13 protein-coding genes and 1 riboswitch are annotated in these 17,204 nt (G+C 40.9%); of the genes, 9 read left to right on the forward strand and 4 right to left on the reverse strand.

Going from position 1 to position 17,204, the window contains the following annotated elements:
- The first annotated feature begins 25 nt into the window (after positions 1-25).
- A riboswitch (cobalamin riboswitch) is annotated at positions 26-232 on the forward strand.
- 35 nt (positions 233-267) lie between these two features.
- The 6 genes from M5E07_RS13475 (at position 268) to M5E07_RS13500 (ending at position 7,143) form a co-directional block, all read left to right on the forward strand.
- Positions 268-2,127: a TonB-dependent receptor plug domain-containing protein gene (locus M5E07_RS13475; RefSeq protein ID WP_116761567.1), complete on the forward strand. Its 1,860-nt coding sequence runs from the start codon at positions 268-270 to the stop codon at positions 2,125-2,127.
- A 98-nt stretch (positions 2,128-2,225) separates the two neighbouring features.
- Entirely contained in the window at positions 2,226-2,804 is a 579-nt protein-coding gene (locus M5E07_RS13480; RefSeq protein WP_252219953.1) for a cob(I)yrinic acid a,c-diamide adenosyltransferase, read from the forward strand.
- Positions 2,805-3,025: 221 nt separating this feature from the next.
- Positions 3,026-3,745, forward strand: a complete 720-nt coding sequence (locus M5E07_RS13485; protein ID WP_252219955.1) for a glycerophosphodiester phosphodiesterase — start codon at positions 3,026-3,028, stop codon at positions 3,743-3,745.
- 292 nt (positions 3,746-4,037) lie between these two features.
- A complete protein-coding gene (locus M5E07_RS13490; RefSeq protein ID WP_252219956.1) occupies positions 4,038-5,204 on the forward strand; it encodes an acyl-CoA desaturase in 1,167 nt (388 codons plus the stop codon).
- Positions 5,205-5,289: 85 nt separating this feature from the next.
- Positions 5,290-5,619, forward strand: a complete 330-nt coding sequence (locus M5E07_RS13495; RefSeq protein ID WP_252219960.1) for a DHCW motif cupin fold protein — start codon at positions 5,290-5,292, stop codon at positions 5,617-5,619.
- Between the two features lie 78 nt (positions 5,620-5,697).
- Positions 5,698-7,143, forward strand: coding sequence for a protein adenylyltransferase SelO (locus tag M5E07_RS13500; RefSeq protein WP_252219963.1), 1,446 nt, complete (start codon positions 5,698-5,700; stop codon positions 7,141-7,143).
- 9 nt (positions 7,144-7,152) lie between these two features.
- On the opposite strand, the gene M5E07_RS13505 is transcribed toward M5E07_RS13500, so the two are convergent.
- From M5E07_RS13505 to baeS, 4 genes are all read right to left on the reverse strand, one after another.
- Positions 7,153-8,223 carry a hypothetical protein gene (locus tag M5E07_RS13505; RefSeq protein ID WP_252219966.1) on the reverse strand — a complete coding sequence of 357 codons (1,071 nt, stop codon included), beginning with the start codon at positions 8,221-8,223 and terminating at the stop codon, positions 7,153-7,155.
- Positions 8,224-8,273: 50 nt separating this feature from the next.
- A complete protein-coding gene (locus M5E07_RS13510) occupies positions 8,274-9,683 on the reverse strand; it encodes a hypothetical protein (protein WP_252219969.1) in 1,410 nt (469 codons plus the stop codon).
- A 261-nt stretch (positions 9,684-9,944) separates the two neighbouring features.
- Positions 9,945-10,631: a response regulator gene (locus M5E07_RS13515; RefSeq protein WP_116761579.1), complete on the reverse strand. Its 687-nt coding sequence runs from the start codon at positions 10,629-10,631 to the stop codon at positions 9,945-9,947.
- A gap of 11 nt (positions 10,632-10,642) precedes the next feature.
- Complete coding sequence (baeS, locus tag M5E07_RS13520; protein WP_252219972.1) at positions 10,643-12,304, reverse strand: sensor histidine kinase efflux regulator BaeS; 1,662 nt, start codon at positions 12,302-12,304, stop codon at positions 10,643-10,645.
- Positions 12,305-12,437: 133 nt separating this feature from the next.
- Here baeS and M5E07_RS13525 point away from each other — a divergent pair, with 133 nt between their 5' ends.
- From M5E07_RS13525 to M5E07_RS13535, 3 genes are all read left to right on the forward strand, one after another.
- Positions 12,438-13,046, forward strand: coding sequence for a hypothetical protein (locus M5E07_RS13525; RefSeq protein ID WP_252219975.1), 609 nt, complete (start codon positions 12,438-12,440; stop codon positions 13,044-13,046).
- Between the two features lie 309 nt (positions 13,047-13,355).
- A complete protein-coding gene (locus tag M5E07_RS13530; protein WP_252219978.1) occupies positions 13,356-15,158 on the forward strand; it encodes an acyl-CoA dehydrogenase C-terminal domain-containing protein in 1,803 nt (600 codons plus the stop codon).
- A gap of 168 nt (positions 15,159-15,326) precedes the next feature.
- A complete protein-coding gene (locus M5E07_RS13535; protein WP_252219982.1) occupies positions 15,327-17,108 on the forward strand; it encodes an acyl-CoA dehydrogenase C-terminal domain-containing protein in 1,782 nt (593 codons plus the stop codon).
- Positions 17,109-17,204: the final 96 nt, after the last annotated feature.

The following is a 17,204-nucleotide window of genomic DNA, read 5'->3' on the forward strand; positions in this document are numbered from 1 at the left end:
GTTTAATTCGCATACAAACCGTATACTGCGCCCAAATGCAATAAGTCATAGCCATATGCTTTAGGGAAGTTGGTGCAAATCCAACACTGCCCCCGCAACGGTAAAACGAAACGTATATCTTTATAAGTGCTTGCACTTACATCACTGCACTCGTGTGGGAAGATGGGTATACCAATATTGTTCGCAATATTTATATTTAAGTCCGGAGACCTGCTTATTGCGCCGTTTAACTCAATCATTCACGGGGGGTGAATGTATGGAGCCAGCATGCCAAATTTATTTCAGCCTACTGCTTTAGTGGGCGCAATCGCTATTGCGATGGGTTTCTCTACGTCTGTATCTGCGCAAGACAACACGAATGTTGTGAATGCTTCTCTAGATACTTTGGTGGTAACTGCAACACGTTCTGAAGAAAAAATTAAAGACGTCCCTGCACGTATTTCAATCATTGAACCACAAATTGTTGAACAATCTCCTATTGCAGAATTACCACATTTGCTCATGAGTGATGCTTCTATCGATATGATGCAATACGGTGGTTATGGTCAAGCAGCATCAATTTTTACTCGTGGAACAAATTCAACTCATACTCTTGTATTACGTGATGGTGTTCGCCTTAACACAGGTTCTGCTGGTTCTGCTTCACTAGCATTTATTGATACAACTGATATTAAGCAAATCGAAGTACTTAAAGGTCCTGCATCCGTTCTATATGGTACAGATGCAATTGGTGGCGTAGTCCAGTTAGTTTCTAAAACACCAGAAAAAACTGGGGCTTTTGTAACTGGTGAAATCGGTGAGCACAGTACCTATAAGTCTGTCATTGGCGCAGATTTGGCTGAGAATGGAATTTATGCGCAAATTCGGGGTCAACGCTTAGAATCTGACGGAACACAAGTTACAGACTTCAAGGATGCTCAAGTCAATGCAGGAGCCTATGATCAAAAAGGCTTTAGTGCAAAATTCGGTATAGAAAAAGAACAATATGCTGCATCAGTTGATTATTCAGAGAATCAAGGTACTTCTACCTATGTTGATGGTATCAATGATGCGAATTGGAATCTGATTGGTCTAAAAAATGTCTCTCAAGATTTTAAAAATGAAATCATTAATGTTAAAGGTCGTGTAAACCTAAGCGATAACTTTGCACTTCATGCTCGCTTATCTCAATTCAAAGATGATCTTGAGCAAAATGATTCTCATGATGCAATCTACAATACAACAAAAGAAGCTGAACTTTATAGTAAATGGCAATTTAGCCCTACTCAGAATCTCTTGGCTGGGGTCGCAACGAAAAATGTCGAATCTGACGTTCTTTCAGGTAGTGGTTATAATGCTGTGGACTATGACAAAGAAGTTGATAGCACAGGTTATTTTGTTCAACACCAATACCAATCTGAAAAACTACACACCCAATTAGGTGTCCGTGTAGAAGATCATGAGACATTTGGTACTCATACCGTAGGGCAAGCTGCTGCACGTTATCAAATTTTACCAGCTACTAGTATTTACACCAATATTGGTACTGCTTTCCGTGCCCCAACGAATAATGACTTATATGCATTAAGCTGGGGTGGAAACCCTGAGTTAAAACCAGAAGAAAGTGTTTCATATGAAATTGGTCTTGACCAACAACTTACAAATCACTTAACAATGGGATTATCTGCTTACCGTAATGAGGTTGATAACTTAATTACTTGGCAGAATGGTAAAAATTTCAATGTAAAGGAAGCAACTTTTACTGGTGGCGAATTCAACCTTGATTGGGCAAAAGATGAGTTATTTACAAATCTTTCATATGCCTATGTACAGCCAAAAGACAAAGAAACTGATCAAGATCTGCCTCGTCGTTCACGCCAAAGTCTAACTTTGACATCAGGACTACAAAATGAAGTGTATGGCATTAGTGCATCACTTTCAGCTAAATCTAGACCTAAAAATAGCACTATTTCAGGATATGCTACTGTTGATGTAAATGCATTCTGGAATGTAAATCCTAACGTTAAATTATTTACGAATATTCAGAATATTGGTGATGTTGAATACAAAACGACATCTTATGGTAGCGGATACTATTATGTGAATGGTGGCCGTCAAGCTTCCGCAGGAGTCACTTTCCGTTATTAATTTAACTTAAAGACTCAAAAAAATTTTAAAACAGCGCAGTTTATGGATAATGTTTTGACCGGCATTATCCTTTTTTTCATTTAAACCTAGGAAACATTATGGGCCACCGTTTAAGTAAAATTTATACCCGCACAGGTGATACAGGAACCACAGGACTTGGCGATGGTTCTCGTGTAGCCAAAGATGATCTAAGAATTACCGCACTTGGTGATGTGGATGAACTCAATTCAACGATTGGTGTCCTGCGTGCTCAAATTAGCGCAAGCTCAATCACTGACAAAGCAATCTGGGATAAAAGCTTAAGTCTCATTCAGCATTGGCTTTTCGACTTAGGTGGTGAAGTGTGCATTCCCAACTATCATTTGCTACAGCCGGTTTGCATTGAGTTTCTTGAACAAGAAATTGACCGTATGAATGAAAACTTGCCCATGCTGAAAGAATTTATTCTCCCTTCTGGTTCTTTGGCATGTAGCTATGCACATCAAGCACGAGCAGTATGCCGCCGAGCAGAACGTAGCCTAATGTCGGTACAGACCCGTGATCAGAACATTCAAGCCACTGCATTAAAGCTGCTCAACCGTTTATCCGACTGGTTGTTTGTTGCCTCGCGCGCCTTGCAACGTGCTGAAGGTGGCTCAGAAGTGCTTTGGCAAAAAAATATTAACGACACGATTTAAAAAACAACCTGATTGAGGCTAGATCATAAATCTTCAGTCTCAATCATCACTTTTGCTCTGTTCAAGTTCATTGAATCGAACTTTGATTTTTATCACTATTCAAACAATCCTATAGCGTTTAAATTTCTAAAAATAAGGATTCAAATACAAGTCAATGGACTGTGAAATTTCACATAACTCCGTAATAATCAAAATAGAGTAATCACTAAGCAGATTTAAACATGCAAATTATCGGACATCGCGGCGCACGGGGTGAAGCACCTGAAAACACCTTAGGTGGATTTCAATATTTACATGACTTAGGCATCCGTGCTGTCGAGTTCGATGTGCGCCAGCTCAAAGATGACACTTTTGTGGTGATGCATGATGATAATTTTTTACGCACCACTTCAATTGAACAAAATCTTTATGCCTGTACAGCTCATGACTTACACCACTTCAATCAAGCTTCTATCTGGATGGATTGGCAACATGAAAATACGCCAACCCTAGAACAAAGCCTGAATATTCTGCGTGAATTTTCTCACCTAGAAGTAGAAGTGAAAGCCGTGAATGATTTCACAGCCGCAGAAAAACTAATTCAAAGTTTAGAACACGCTTTAACAGGGTTTGAGCACAATGCAGTCATCACCAGTTTTGACTTGAAAATTCACCAAGCTTTACAACAGTCTAACTCGCGATTTAGACGCGGACTTCTGATTAAAGAAGACATCCGAGAACGTGCGATTGAACAAGCACTGGAATTAGGCTGTAGCCGTATTGGTTGGATGAACCAATTGGCAAGCGATGCCTTAATTCAAGCCACCCAAGCTGCAGGATTAAAGGTCAGTGTCTGGACCGTCAATGATGTACAGCGTGCCAAACATTTGCAAACCTGTGGTATTGATGGCCTGATTACCGATTTCCCTAAATTGATGCTGCAACAGCTAAATTTGGACTAAAAATTGGTTCGGATAACAAGCAGAATTGATCCGAAATTAAGAGGAGTACAGCAGTTGACCTAAAGTACAATAGAAATATATCAAGCAACCAATAAAAATAGCGGATTGATTACGATAAATTCAATCTTAGCATGGTCTTATTCTGTTACTGTTTAGTACAATACAACTGTACAATAATGCTAGAGTACGAATGTTGCTCATGCTAATATGCCAGAATCTTAATCCTTACAAGTTGTAATGATTTAAGTTCTCAATTTTAACCTGTATCAGGTTTCTAGGAGTGCTGTTGGAGATGAATCCTCCCCTACCTCAAGCCCCAATTAACTGGATTGCAATTTTTGCACTGGTTTTTTTACCTATTGTTGCGGTTATCGCTGTTCCACTCTATGCCATTAATCATGATTTTAGCGCAAGCGCGTGGGTCAGCATGATTGTGTTATTAGGTATAAGTAGTTTGGGTATTACTGCGGGCTATCATCGCTTATGGGCACATCGTGCTTATGAGGCGACGCTACCTTTAAAAATCATTCTGATGATTATGGGTACTTTTGCAGTTCAGAACAGTATTTTATTCTGGTCTTCTGGTCACCGTACCCATCACCGTCATGTCGATGATGTGGAAAAAGATCCGTACTCAATCAATAAAGGCTTTTGGTTTGCCCATATGGGGTGGATGTTACATGACTATCCTGCAGCAGAGCCTAATTTTAAAAATGCACCTGACCTGCTAAATGACAAGTTGGTCATGTTCCAACATAAATATTATGTGCCTTTGGTTATTTTGGTACATACTGGTATTTTATTACCGATTGGTTGGGCGGTTGGCGATATGTGGGGCGTGTTACTTTTAGGCGGATTAGTACGTTTAATCCTGAGCCATCATGTGACCTTCTTCATTAACTCACTTTGCCATATGTGGGGTAAACGCCCATATACGGACGAAAATACAGCACGTGACAACTTCTTGCTTGCGATTGCCACTTGGGGCGAGGGTTATCACAACTATCATCATATTTTCCAATACGATTATCGTAATGGTGTGAAATGGTGGCAGTATGATCCAACCAAATGGTTAATCTGGTCATGTTCAAAACTCGGTTTAGCGAAAAACTTGCGTCGTATTCCAAGCTTTAATATCAAGAAAGCTGAACTTGCGATGAAGTTCAAATACGCTGAACAAGACTTAGAAGTTCATGGTCTAAACGTTAATGACGATATCAATTCGGCTAAAGCTCGTATTGCTCAAGAGTATGATGCATTTACTCAAACCTTGAATGACTGGGCAAAGTTGAAAGAACAAGAAATTCAAGCCAAGAAAACTGCTGTGGCTGAAAAAATCCATCTAATGGATGAGAAACTCAAAGTTGAATTTCAGTTGGTCGAAAAGCGTTTAGGACATCATCGTGAGACTTTAACCAAGCTGATGCGTAGCATTAAAAAAGCACCTGTTTCACAGTAATTGCTGTCTAATGAATTGATCATTTCAAAAGAAAGCTCCGTAAGGGGCTTTTTTTAGCAATACATAAAACCTAAAGGAAAACCATATGGATATAATGAACATCCCTTTTGGCATCACCAACTGGGCAGAGATACCAACCACCCGTCATACAGGTGATCAAGGTTATGCCTTGTGGCGTACTCAGCAATTTGACACGATTCGCGTGCGCATGGTGGAGTATTCGGAGAACTATCTTGCCGACCATTGGTGTTCTAAAGGACATATTCTGTTGTGTTTAGAAGGTGAACTCCACACCGAACTAGATGATGGCCGTAGCTTTACCCTCACGGCTGGAATGAGTTACCAAGTTGCGGATCAGGCCGAAGCCCATCGCTCATCTACCTCAAAAGGTGCCAAGCTGTTTATAGTTGACTAAAATAGTTGGATATATGTCTTAACACGAAAACTTTGCTATATTGATGGAATCATGGCTTATCCCTTGTGATCCTTCACTATGCAGTTCAATTCACGCTACTCCCTCCTTCCTTCAAAGCTTTATCACCATCAACAACCCTTGCCTCTGAAAGGGGCAAAAGCAGGTCATTTCAATACCGCTTTGGCAGAACAGTTGCAATGGTCTGAAGCCGACAAACAGTCTTGGGTGGACATTTGTAGCGGACAAAAAACCTTTGCTGAGTTCCCGCCGCTTGCGATGGTTTATGCTGGGCATCAATTTGGACAATGGGCGGGTCAACTCGGTGATGGGCGCGGTTTACTGATTGCCCAAATTCTCGATCAAAAACAACAAACCATAGACTTACATTTAAAAGGTGCTGGTTCTACCCCTTACTCGCGTATGGGCGATGGGCGTGCTGTATTACGCTCGGTTATTCGGGAATATCTGGCAGGTCATGCCCTAAATGCACTGGGGGTTCCCTCTAGCAATGCAGTCGGTTTTACTTCATCTACCCAAGGTGTACAGCGGGAAAAACTAGAGTTAGGTGCAATGATGCTACGCACATCAGACTGTCATATTCGTTTGGGACATTTTGAGTGGATTAATCAGTATCAATCCGACCTATTGGCAGACTTTACGCAAAAATGTCTTGAATGGCACTATCCTGAATGCCTGCTAGCCGAACAACCCATTTTGGCATTTGCCACCCAAGTGGTTCAACGGACTGCGGTGATGATTGCCAAATGGCAATTGGTTGGTTTTGCACATGGCGTTATGAACACCGATAATTTGAATATTACGGGTTCAACCCTCGATTTTGGCCCTTATGGCTTTATGGAACGCTTCCGCCCCAATTGGATCAATAACCACTCCGACTACCAAGGCCGCTATACCTATCAGCAGCAACCGAGCATTGGTCACTGGAATTTATGGACATGGCTAAATAACCTCATTCCGCTTTGCCCTCAAGACTATGACAAAGAACAATGGAAGCAAGACCTTGCCACTTGCCTAGAACACTATGAACCAACATTCTTGGAGCACTATAAACTAGGTTTAAGTCAGAAAATGGGCTTGCCTCATTTCCATACTGACAGTTTTGACTGTGCCATGGCCTTCTTACGGATTCTACAAACCGAACAGCTCGATTACACGCAAAGCTTTATTCGTTTGCAAAATAAACAATATGAAATAATCAAAGACGATTGTCTCGACCGCCGTCAGTTTGAAAGTTTCCTTGCGCAGTACGAGCAGATTCGTGCCAATCAAGACACAGCAGAACTGGATGCAGCAATGCAACAAGCCAATCCAGTTTATATCCTGCGCAATCACATGGCGCAAAAAGCGATTGAACGGGCTGAACGAAATGATTTTTCAGAAGTCGATCGACTGTTTAACTTGCTCAGTCAGCCTTTTACACAACAGCCTGATTTAGAAAATGCTGAAGATTTAGCCCCATTAGCAAATGATGCGCCTGAAGTGATGGTCAGTTGTTCGTCCTAGCACAGCATATTACCAACGATGTTGGGCATACAAATAAGTCTGAAAACGATGTGCCTGATTGGTCTTTAAATCATCTGTAAGATATTTCAGCCCCCAATTATGATGCTGTAGGGATATGCCATAAGCATGTGTCTGCGGTTCAAAATGCGCACCGTATTTTACGGTGCCTTGGTTCCAGTAACTATTCAATTGGGCAAGGGTTAAATATTCATTTGAAAAACTGCTGATACTTACGCTCCATGGTTGGGTTTCAGCAACATATGTAACTTCAGCACGGAGCTTATAAGGTAAAGTCTGACGATATTGTTGATCTGTGCTAAGTTGCCCTTTTAAATCCATTCTTGGTCGTGCATTTTGATCATAGCTAAGCATATAGCGTGTATAAGGTGCATCTTCCCAATATAAAAAACCCAATATATCTTCTGCCGAAAAATACAGCTCCCACTGCTGATATTTCCCTGTTAAGGCAAAATCTAAAGCATAACCGTAACCATTATTCGTTTGCCCATCCCACCCCAATTCATCTTCTTTTAATGCTGGTCGATCATAACTGTAATCTAAATATCCATTTAACCAATCAACACGATCCATCAATTCAGGCATATCAATGGTTTGCCCTATAGCCTTAAAATTTCCGTCTACGTAATGACGTCCTAAAAGTGCAGTAATCCCTGTAACAAGATTCCATTGCGAATTTAACTGCCAATCATAAGCAAAACGCGCCCCAAGTGTTTCTACATGTTGCGCCTCCAACGCTAATACATAACGCGTATTGGCATCAATTTGCTGTTCATTCTGTGTTTGATAATACAGTCGCGCCATATCCTCACTAAAATGTAATTGATAATCGTACGACCACACCCAACCATAAGACCAATTATCTTTTTGAGTCAATAAACTCATTTTGCCATGTGCAAATGCATTCTCGCCTTTTTTTAAATTAGGACTATCCCAATCATTAAGAAATGCATGTATTGAAACTGGCTGACTGTATAGATCAGCATAAACATGATATTGAATCGCCTCTTGTGAAAAGGCATGTACGGGCAATGACAGCATTAAATACGTAATTTTTTTCATGCAAATTAAAAAAGAGACAGCCAAGACTGTCTCTTTAATACCTATTCAGATTATGGGGTAATGTAAATAAAGCTATTATCAGTAAATTTAGCAACATACTGACCTGAAGAGTTTTTAGTCACAGTCCCGTAGCTACTGTTGCCTACTTGTACTGCCGCTGACTTAAAGTTTTGAATATCATTAACTTGAACAAAGGCACCATTTGCATGACGGATGGTAGCATCCATGATTTTTTGCTCTTGGTCCAAATTTCTTGCAATTAAATCGATGCTAAGCGCATTTTGGTCAACCTTTAAAGTCACTGTCGCAGTTCCCTGAACAAACTCAGCTCGTTTTGCACTGATATCAAGATTAAATGGCGTTGGAGCAGCATTCGCGCCTTTGAGCTTACCACTGAGCTTCACAGCTAAATTTGCATTGATAAAGTTGGTCGCTGTTTCACCTAGGCTTACATCAATCGGTTTACTAAAATCATTATTTAGTTTTATTGTTGCATCAAGATTTAATGATTCTTGTAAATAAGTTACTGTTCCCTTAAGCGTTAATTCTAAAGGTAGCAATTGTTCAACAGTTTCCACACCAGATTTAAACGTGACTTTTTGTGCTATAGAGGTTAATTCTGTCAAAGCGAACTGCGCACCAGCACTTTCTAGCATAATCCCTTTTAAACTGATCGTCGCTTTTGCAGGAATATCTTCTCTGTTTTCAATCGTATCATTGCTTGCATAAACAATAGATGCCGTACTCTCTGCAGTAGCACTGAAACTTGCGGTTTGATTATTTTGGTTTTTGACCGAAATTTTCCCATCTTTCTGTATTTTAAAATTGTAGGTTGTTCGAGGCGTATCAACAAAAGGGGCGACCAATGTCAAATTAGAAGCAGTGACTTCTGCTTCATCCGCATAAATTGAATATGTTGGATCATTAAACCAAGCCTCTACTTTAGACCATGCTTGATCTGCAGTGACCTTATCCCAATCATAACCTTGCCAATACTGTAGCTTGGCATTACCTGAAATCGTAATTGTCTCGCCAGCCACTTTTGCTGTTAAGGTATTACTCACAAACTTATAATCAGCAGAATTCGCTTCTATCAAATCTTGTATTTGTTGAGTGGTATATGACTTTGTTTGGCCTTGTGCATCTTCAGCCACGACTTCAGCAATAGCCAATAATAATCCCGTTGCGCGGCTTAAATCCGAGGCTGTTTCATTAATGACTTGGGCTGGAACTTTATACTGTTCAGAAATATCCTGAAAACCATCATAATAAGCGACTATGCTATTGGTTGTCTGAATCAACTTTTTCGCTTTATCTAAATCTGAAACTGGGGTTGTTGTACTCCCATTATCTGTTGTTCCGCCAGTTGTTGGTGTAGAGGATGAACTCCCACCGCCCCCACCACCGCAAGCAACCAGTGAAAAACCACACATAACTACCAGTAATGTTTTTTTCAACATTATTTATACCCTCGAATAAAATTTTTATATTTAGAATGATTTAAGCCGATGAAAATATATTTTTTTGAATATTAATTCAACTTTTTATTCAAATATTTGATTGATTTCTTTAAATTTACACTCAGATTTTTTAGCTTTACTTATTTTATTTTTTAGTAAAATTATAAAAAGATTCTTGTTTATTTCCTCTACACGGTTATCCACATTTTCTGTGGATAACATTGTGATTATCCACAGGAAAACTTCATTTATCCTTAAAGCTTAATCTTCTGGATACTCAAAACGATAGCCAACACCATACACAGCTTGAATCCATTCATGACGGTTGCCGGTCTCTGCCGCATCCGAAATTTTTCGACGTAAGTTCTTGATATGACTATCAATTACACGGTCTGCCACATCAAAACTATCTGGATTAATATGGTCTAATAATTGTACGCGTGAATAAACTTGTCCCACATGTTCAAGGAACAATTCCAATAGGCGGAATTCGGTTGGGGTTAAGTTGAGGGTCTTTTGTTGATACCAAATGCGTTGTTGTGCTTTATCTACTCGAAATAAGCTGTTTTCTTCAGGCTCAGCTTTACGCTCTAAACGGCGTAAAACTGCTTGTACACGCGCCACCAATTCTTTCGGGCTAAAAGGCTTACACACATAATCGTCTGCCCCCATATTTAAGCCCAACACACGATCAATTTCTTCTGTTCGTGCAGTCACCATAATAATCGGCAAGTCAGATTGTTCCCTGACCTTACGACAAATAGTGAGCCCGTCCATACGTGGCACCATCAAGTCTAAAATCATTAGACTGGGTTTACGTTGCATAAAACTGTCATAGGCTTCCTGCCCATCATGGAACAGGCTCACTTCCAGACCTGCTGCCTCTAGATAATCACGGACCAATTGAGCCAGTTCAACTTCATCTTCAACCAGCATAATATGCTTCATGAATATTTCCTTTATGGTTTCATTTGTTTGGGAAAAGTGAGTTTGCAACGCAAACCACCCAAGGGTGAATGTTCAAAACCTAAACTTCCACCGAGTGCCTGAGCAATCTTACATGAAAGTGCCAAACCTAGCCCTGTTCCACCTGTGCTTCGGGTTCGCGAATCATCCACACGATAGAATCTTTCACCCAAATGCCGCAATTGTTCATCAGTCAAGCCATACGGGCTATCATCGACATACAGGCTCCACGCTGTTTCTGTTTGCTCAGTGTGAATCTGGATTTCTCCACCCAATTCAGTATAACGAATGCTATTGCTGAGTAAGTTGACCACAATTTGTTTGAATCGGTCTGTATCTAATTGTAAGACTGGAGCATCACCCTGCACACTCACATTTAGATTCGCCTGTTCAAACTTCGGTTTGAAGTTTTCCACTTCTTGCACGACCACATCCCACGGATTTACAGCAGTAAAATAACACTTCAATTGCTGAGCATCGGCTTGAGCCAAATCAGCTAAATCTTGGGTCAATTTTTTCAAACTGCTCACTTGACGCATCATGGCATCCAGATGCTCAGGGGTCGCCTTACGGATACCATCTTGCATGGCTTCGATTTGCGCCTGTAACACAGCCAATGGCGTTTTTAATTCGTGCGAAGTATCAGCCACCCATTGACGACGTGACGTTTCATGTTGATTTAGAATTTCAGCCAATTGATTCAACTCATTGGACAAATCACCTAATTCATCATTACGGTTAATTTTGACTTGATGTTGGTAATTGCCTTGAGTCAGTTCACGTGTACCGTTCAATAAGCGCTGAATCGGTTTCTTAAAATAAGTTGCCAGCAATAATGCAGCAATTAGACTGGCTAAAATGGTCAAACCATAGACCAAGAACAAATAGCGCTTTTGATTACTAAAGAAGTTGATACTTAATGCATCATCCTGATCCAAGACAGGCTTTAACCCTAAATAACCCACCACTTTGTCATCCACAATAATCGGGCGATAGGAAATTTGATCTGAAGAGGGTTCACCTACCACAAATTGTCGTTTGGCATCATATAAAGATAAACGTGAACTCAAGCCCAAACGGTCTGGCATCGAAATAAATTGCTTTTTCTGATTGCTATTTTTTAACTTATTCTGTGCTTGACCTTCTTTACGATCAGGCGGTCGGAAAGCATTTTCATTCGATTTTAAAGGAAATTTTAAACCTTCAAAGGGTTGGTATTCAGAAGGTAAATTTAACTCTAACCAACTTAATTCCTCTTGGTCGAGCAACGGTTTTTCCTGATCTGCCCGTGCCAGCGTTGGTGGTAAATTCACAAAAGTGTGTTCTTCAAAATAACGCTGCTGTAAGGCAATATCATATTGTCGACGTAACCACCAATGCGACAGTCGATCATAATCATCAGGGTCGGCCTGCCCCTCAATTTGTAAAATCTGAGCTTGTATGGCATTGCCCCAATCATGATAAACCGTGTACACCCCTGCCAAGTTGGAAATCAGATGATCGAGCTTTTGCATTTCGACATCTGCCACATACTTGGTGAAGTTTTTTTGCATGGTCCAGTGCAACACCCCTAAACTCAGTGTGATAATCACCAAGGTGGTTAGCAATACAGTCAAGAAGAGGCGTAGCGCAATCGGGACACGTCGAGTATTCAACAGTGGTGCTCGGTTGTTATTTTGTTAGCACTATTGTAACCAACCTATTTTCAAAAAACCCTCCATTGTTTCTTCATCTTTATTATTTAATCTTTAAGCACAAATTTAATAATCGCGGCTGGGGTAACTTGTAATGAACTTGACCAAAAAAATTGTATTAGCAACCTGTGGCGTTTTAAGTGTTGGTGCTTTAACGGCTTGTCAATCACACCCAGAACCACAAGAGCAATCTCATCGTATGATGGATGGTCGTCATGCAGATCGTATGACGCCTGAACAACGTGCCGAACATAAACAAATGCGTGCTCAACACAAAGAAATGTTCAAACAGATGAAACAGGCTTGTGAGGGTAAAACTGCTGGACAAACTGCTCAGGTGAAAGCTGGTACACAAACGATTGATGGTCAGTGTCAGGTGGTATTCCAGCCTGATCAAAAACGCGGTCATGGCATGCGTATGGGGCAACCTCCTATGCAAGATGATGAAGGTATGATGCGTCCACAACGCGGTGACAAACTAACCGATGCACAACGTCAGCAAATGGTGCAGCAATACGATCAACGTTTGAGAGAAAAACAAGCCTTCCAACAAGCCGTAGAAACTGCATGTAAAGGTCAAGCAGATGGTAAAGTGGTGCAAATTAAAGCAGGTGAACAAACCTTATCGGGTAAATGTGCGGTACGTTTCTTCCCGAATCAGCCGCAACCGAATGCCATGCCTACAGCAAAACCAGCAGCATAAGCAGATTTACAACAAAAAAGACGCCGTAAGCGTCTTTTTTTATGCCTAAATAGCAACATAACTTTTTACGTTTTTTGACTATTTGTATCATTAAAAAAAAACATAAAAACGTTTACACTCAATGTACTTATAAAATTCAAGCCACCTTTTTTTGACTTTACAGTCACTAAGAAATGGGGGGCAAGTGCTTGTACCTTATAACAAGATGTTGCACGATTAACTTGTACTTAAAAACGTGTCATTGAAGGCACGTCACCATGTTTATTAGGATTATAACGCTGGTTAAAACCAGTATTGAGGAAAACCGACATGCCACAATACAAAGCGCCCTTACGTGATATGCAGTTTGTTTTGCATGAATTACTAAATGCTGAACAACATTATGCAAAACTTCCTGCTTTCCAAGAAACCGTAAGCCGTGAATTGGTTGACCAATATTTAGAAGCTGCGGCAGATTTCTGTGAAAATGAATTGTCTCCAATCAATCAAAGCGGTGACCGCGAAGGTTGTACTTGGAATGATGGTGTGGTGACTACACCAACTGGTTTTAAAGAAGCGTACCAAAAATATATCGAGTTAGGCTTCCCTTCACTTTCAGCAGAAGAACAATACGGCGGTCAAGGTTTACCAGTTTCTTTAGGTAACGTGATTTCAGAAATGGTCGGTACTGCAAACTGGGCTTGGGGTATGTATCCTGGGCTTTCTCACGGTGCAGTCCGTACTTTAGAACACCATGGTTCTACAGAACAGAAAGACGCTTACTTACCAAACCTTGTATCAGGTGTTTGGACAGGGACCATGTGCTTAACTGAATCTCATGCAGGTTCTGACTTAGGGATTATCCGCACTAAAGCTGAACCAAATGCTGACGGTAGTTATGCAATTACAGGCGAGAAAATTTTTATCTCTGCTGGTGAGCATGACATGGCAGAGAACATTATTCACATTGTACTTGCTCGTCTTCCTGGTGCACCAAAAGGTACCAAAGGGATTTCACTCTTCATCGTGCCAAAATTCAACTTAAATGCTGATGGTACTGTGGGTGAGCGTAATGCGGTACGTTGTGGTTCTATCGAACACAAAATGGGTATTCATGGTAACGCAACGTGCGTCATCAACTTTGACAACGCAAAAGGTTACTTGATTGGACCTGAAAACCGTGGTCTAAACTGTATGTTTACCTTCATGAACACAGCACGTATTGGTACTGCTGTTCAAGGTCTTGCTGCATCTGAAGGTTCATTCCAAGGTGCGCTTGCATATGCTAAAGATCGTTTAGCAATGCGTTCACTTTCTGGTCCTAAAGCACCTGAAAAAGAAGCAGATCCAATTATTGTTCACCCAGCTGTACGCAACATGTTGTTAACGCAAAAATCTTTTGCTGAAGCAGGTCGTGCATTGGTTTACTTGTTGTCTTTCCATGCCGACATCGTAGAGCAAGGGGCAACTGAAGAAGAGCGTAAATACTCTGACAACATTTTGTCGTTGCTTACTCCAATTGCAAAAGCTTTCTTAACTGAAACAGGTTCTGAATCTGCAAAACACGGTGTACAAGTGTTTGGTGGTCACGGTTTTATTTCTGAACATGGTATGGAACAAATTGTTCGTGATACCCGTATCGCTTGCTTATACGAAGGTACAACCGAAATTCAAGCTTTGGACTTGTTAGGTCGTAAAGTTTTGGGTACTCAAGGTGCAATGTTGAAAGACTTCACCAAGATTATTCACAAATTCTGCGAAGCCAACAAAGACAACACTGCAATGAAAGAATTTGTTGAACCGCTTGCTGCACTCAACAAAGAATGGGGCGACCTCACCATGCAAATTGGTATGCGCGCTATGCAAAACCCAGATGAAGTCGGTGCTGCTGCTGTAGATTACTTGTATTTCTCTGGCTACGTCACGCTGGGTTACCTCTGGGCTCAAATGGCGTTGGTTGCACAGCAAACACTTGCTGCGGGTACCTCTGATGTTGACTTCTACAATGCCAAAGTGACCACTGCACACTTCTACTTCAAGAAAATCTTGCCACGTGTTCGTTCACACGTTGATGTGATTGCTGGTGGTGTAGAGCCATTAATGTCATTAGACGCAGAACACTTCGCGTTCTAACCATACTTTAATATTGCTTGCAATGTTAATTTAAGAAAAAAGGACTGGTCGGTTTTGACGGTCCTTTTTTTATGTAATCAATGCTAAATTTAATTCTATCAATAATACGTGTGAATGCGTGTTATTCCACATTCAGCACATGATGTATACAACAAAGGTGAACTAACTATGCCAATTTATAACGCACCGCTTGCAGATATGAAATTCATCTTAAATGATGTTTTTAACGCAGAACAATTCTGGCAGTCGAACGAAAATCTAGCGCATTTAGATGCCGCGACTGCAGAAGCTATTTTGGAAGAAATGGCAAAATTTGCGCAAAATGTAACGCTTCCGCTAAACCGTACAGGTGATGAGGAAGGTGCAACTTATAACAATGGCACAGTAACGACACCTGCTGGTTTCAAAGAAGCATTTAAGCAATATGCCCAAGGTGGCTGGATTGGTTTAGGTGCAGAAGAAGAATGGGGTGGTCAAGGCATGCCAAAAATGCTGACTGTACTTTCTGACGAAATGCTATTCGCAACCAACCCTTCTTTCATGCTTTACCCATTACTTTCTGTGGGTGCTGGTATGGCACTGAACAGTTATGCCTCTCAAGAGCAAAAAGAAACCTATTTACCTAAAATTTACTCTGGTGAATGGTCAGGCACCATGTGCTTAACAGAACCCCACTCAGGTACAGATTTAGGCATTATCAAAACTAAAGCTGAACGTAACGAAGACGGTACTTACAACATTACGGGTACTAAAATCTTCATTACTGGCGGTGACCACGACTTAGCTGAAAACATCATTCACTTGGTGTTGGCGAAAACTCCAGATGCACCTGCGGGTTCACGTGGTATTTCATTATTCATCGTGCCGAAATTCATGGTAAACGAAGATGGTTCAGTGGGTGAGCGTAATGCTGCTGGTCCAGGTTCAATCGAACACAAAATGGGGATCAAAGCCTCTGCAACTTGCGTCATGAACTTTGACGGTGCAAAAGGTTACCTCGTCGGTAAAGAAAACGAAGGTCTTGCAGCAATGTTCGTCATGATGAACTACGAACGTTTATCAATGGGTATTCAAGGTCTTGGCGCATCTGAATTTGCTTACCAAAATGCAGCACAATATGCGACGGATCGTTTACAAGGTCGTAGCGCTTCTGGTGTGAAATCTCCAAACAAACCAGCAGACAGTATTTTGGTGCATGGTGATGTACGTCGTATGTTGTTAAACGTACGTGCCAACAACGAAGCTTCTCGTGCATTTGCTGTGTATGTGGGTCAACAGTTAGACATCACCAAATTCTCGACTGATGCGGCAGCGGTGAAAAAAGCCAATGACCGCGTTGCACTTCTTACACCAATTGCGAAAGCTTACTTAACTGACACTGCATTCCAAGCAACGCTTGATGCACAAATGTGCTTCGGTGGTCATGGTTATATCCGTGAATGGGGTATGGAACAATGTGTTCGTGACTTACGTATCGCACAAATCTACGAAGGAACCAATGGCGTTCAATCTCAAGACTTGATCGGTCGTAAAACCATTAAGTGTAACGGTGCCTACATTGCAGAATACATCGAAGAAATTCGTGATTTCGCTAATAGTTTAGATGCGGACTTAAACTTCATTAAAGACGCAACTTTGGATGCAGCGACAGAAATTGCCGACCTGACTCAATTCGTACTTGCTCAAGCGGCTGAAAGCGTAGAATTCCCAAATGCAGCAGCAGTAGACTACTTACATGCTGTGGGCTTACTCAGCTTCGCTTATATGTTTGCTCGCATTGCCAATGCAGCAAAAGACAAAGATGGCGAGTTCTTCCAAAACAAATTGGCACTTGCTCAATACTTCGCACAACGTATTCTTCCAGAATTAGACATGCGTATTGCTAAAGTAAAAGCAGGTTCTGACTTGATTATGAATTTCAGTGAAAATTACTTCACTAGCCAAGCATAATCCTTAAGTGTAAAAAAACGCCTGCTCTGTCAGGCGTTTTTTTATGCCACAATGTTCATGTGCATGAAATTTGCTTATGATTGAATAAGTTGTTAT

The sequence above is a fragment of the Acinetobacter tibetensis genome, from assembly GCF_023824315.1.
GTDB classification, from domain to species: domain Bacteria; phylum Pseudomonadota; class Gammaproteobacteria; order Pseudomonadales; family Moraxellaceae; genus Acinetobacter; species Acinetobacter tibetensis.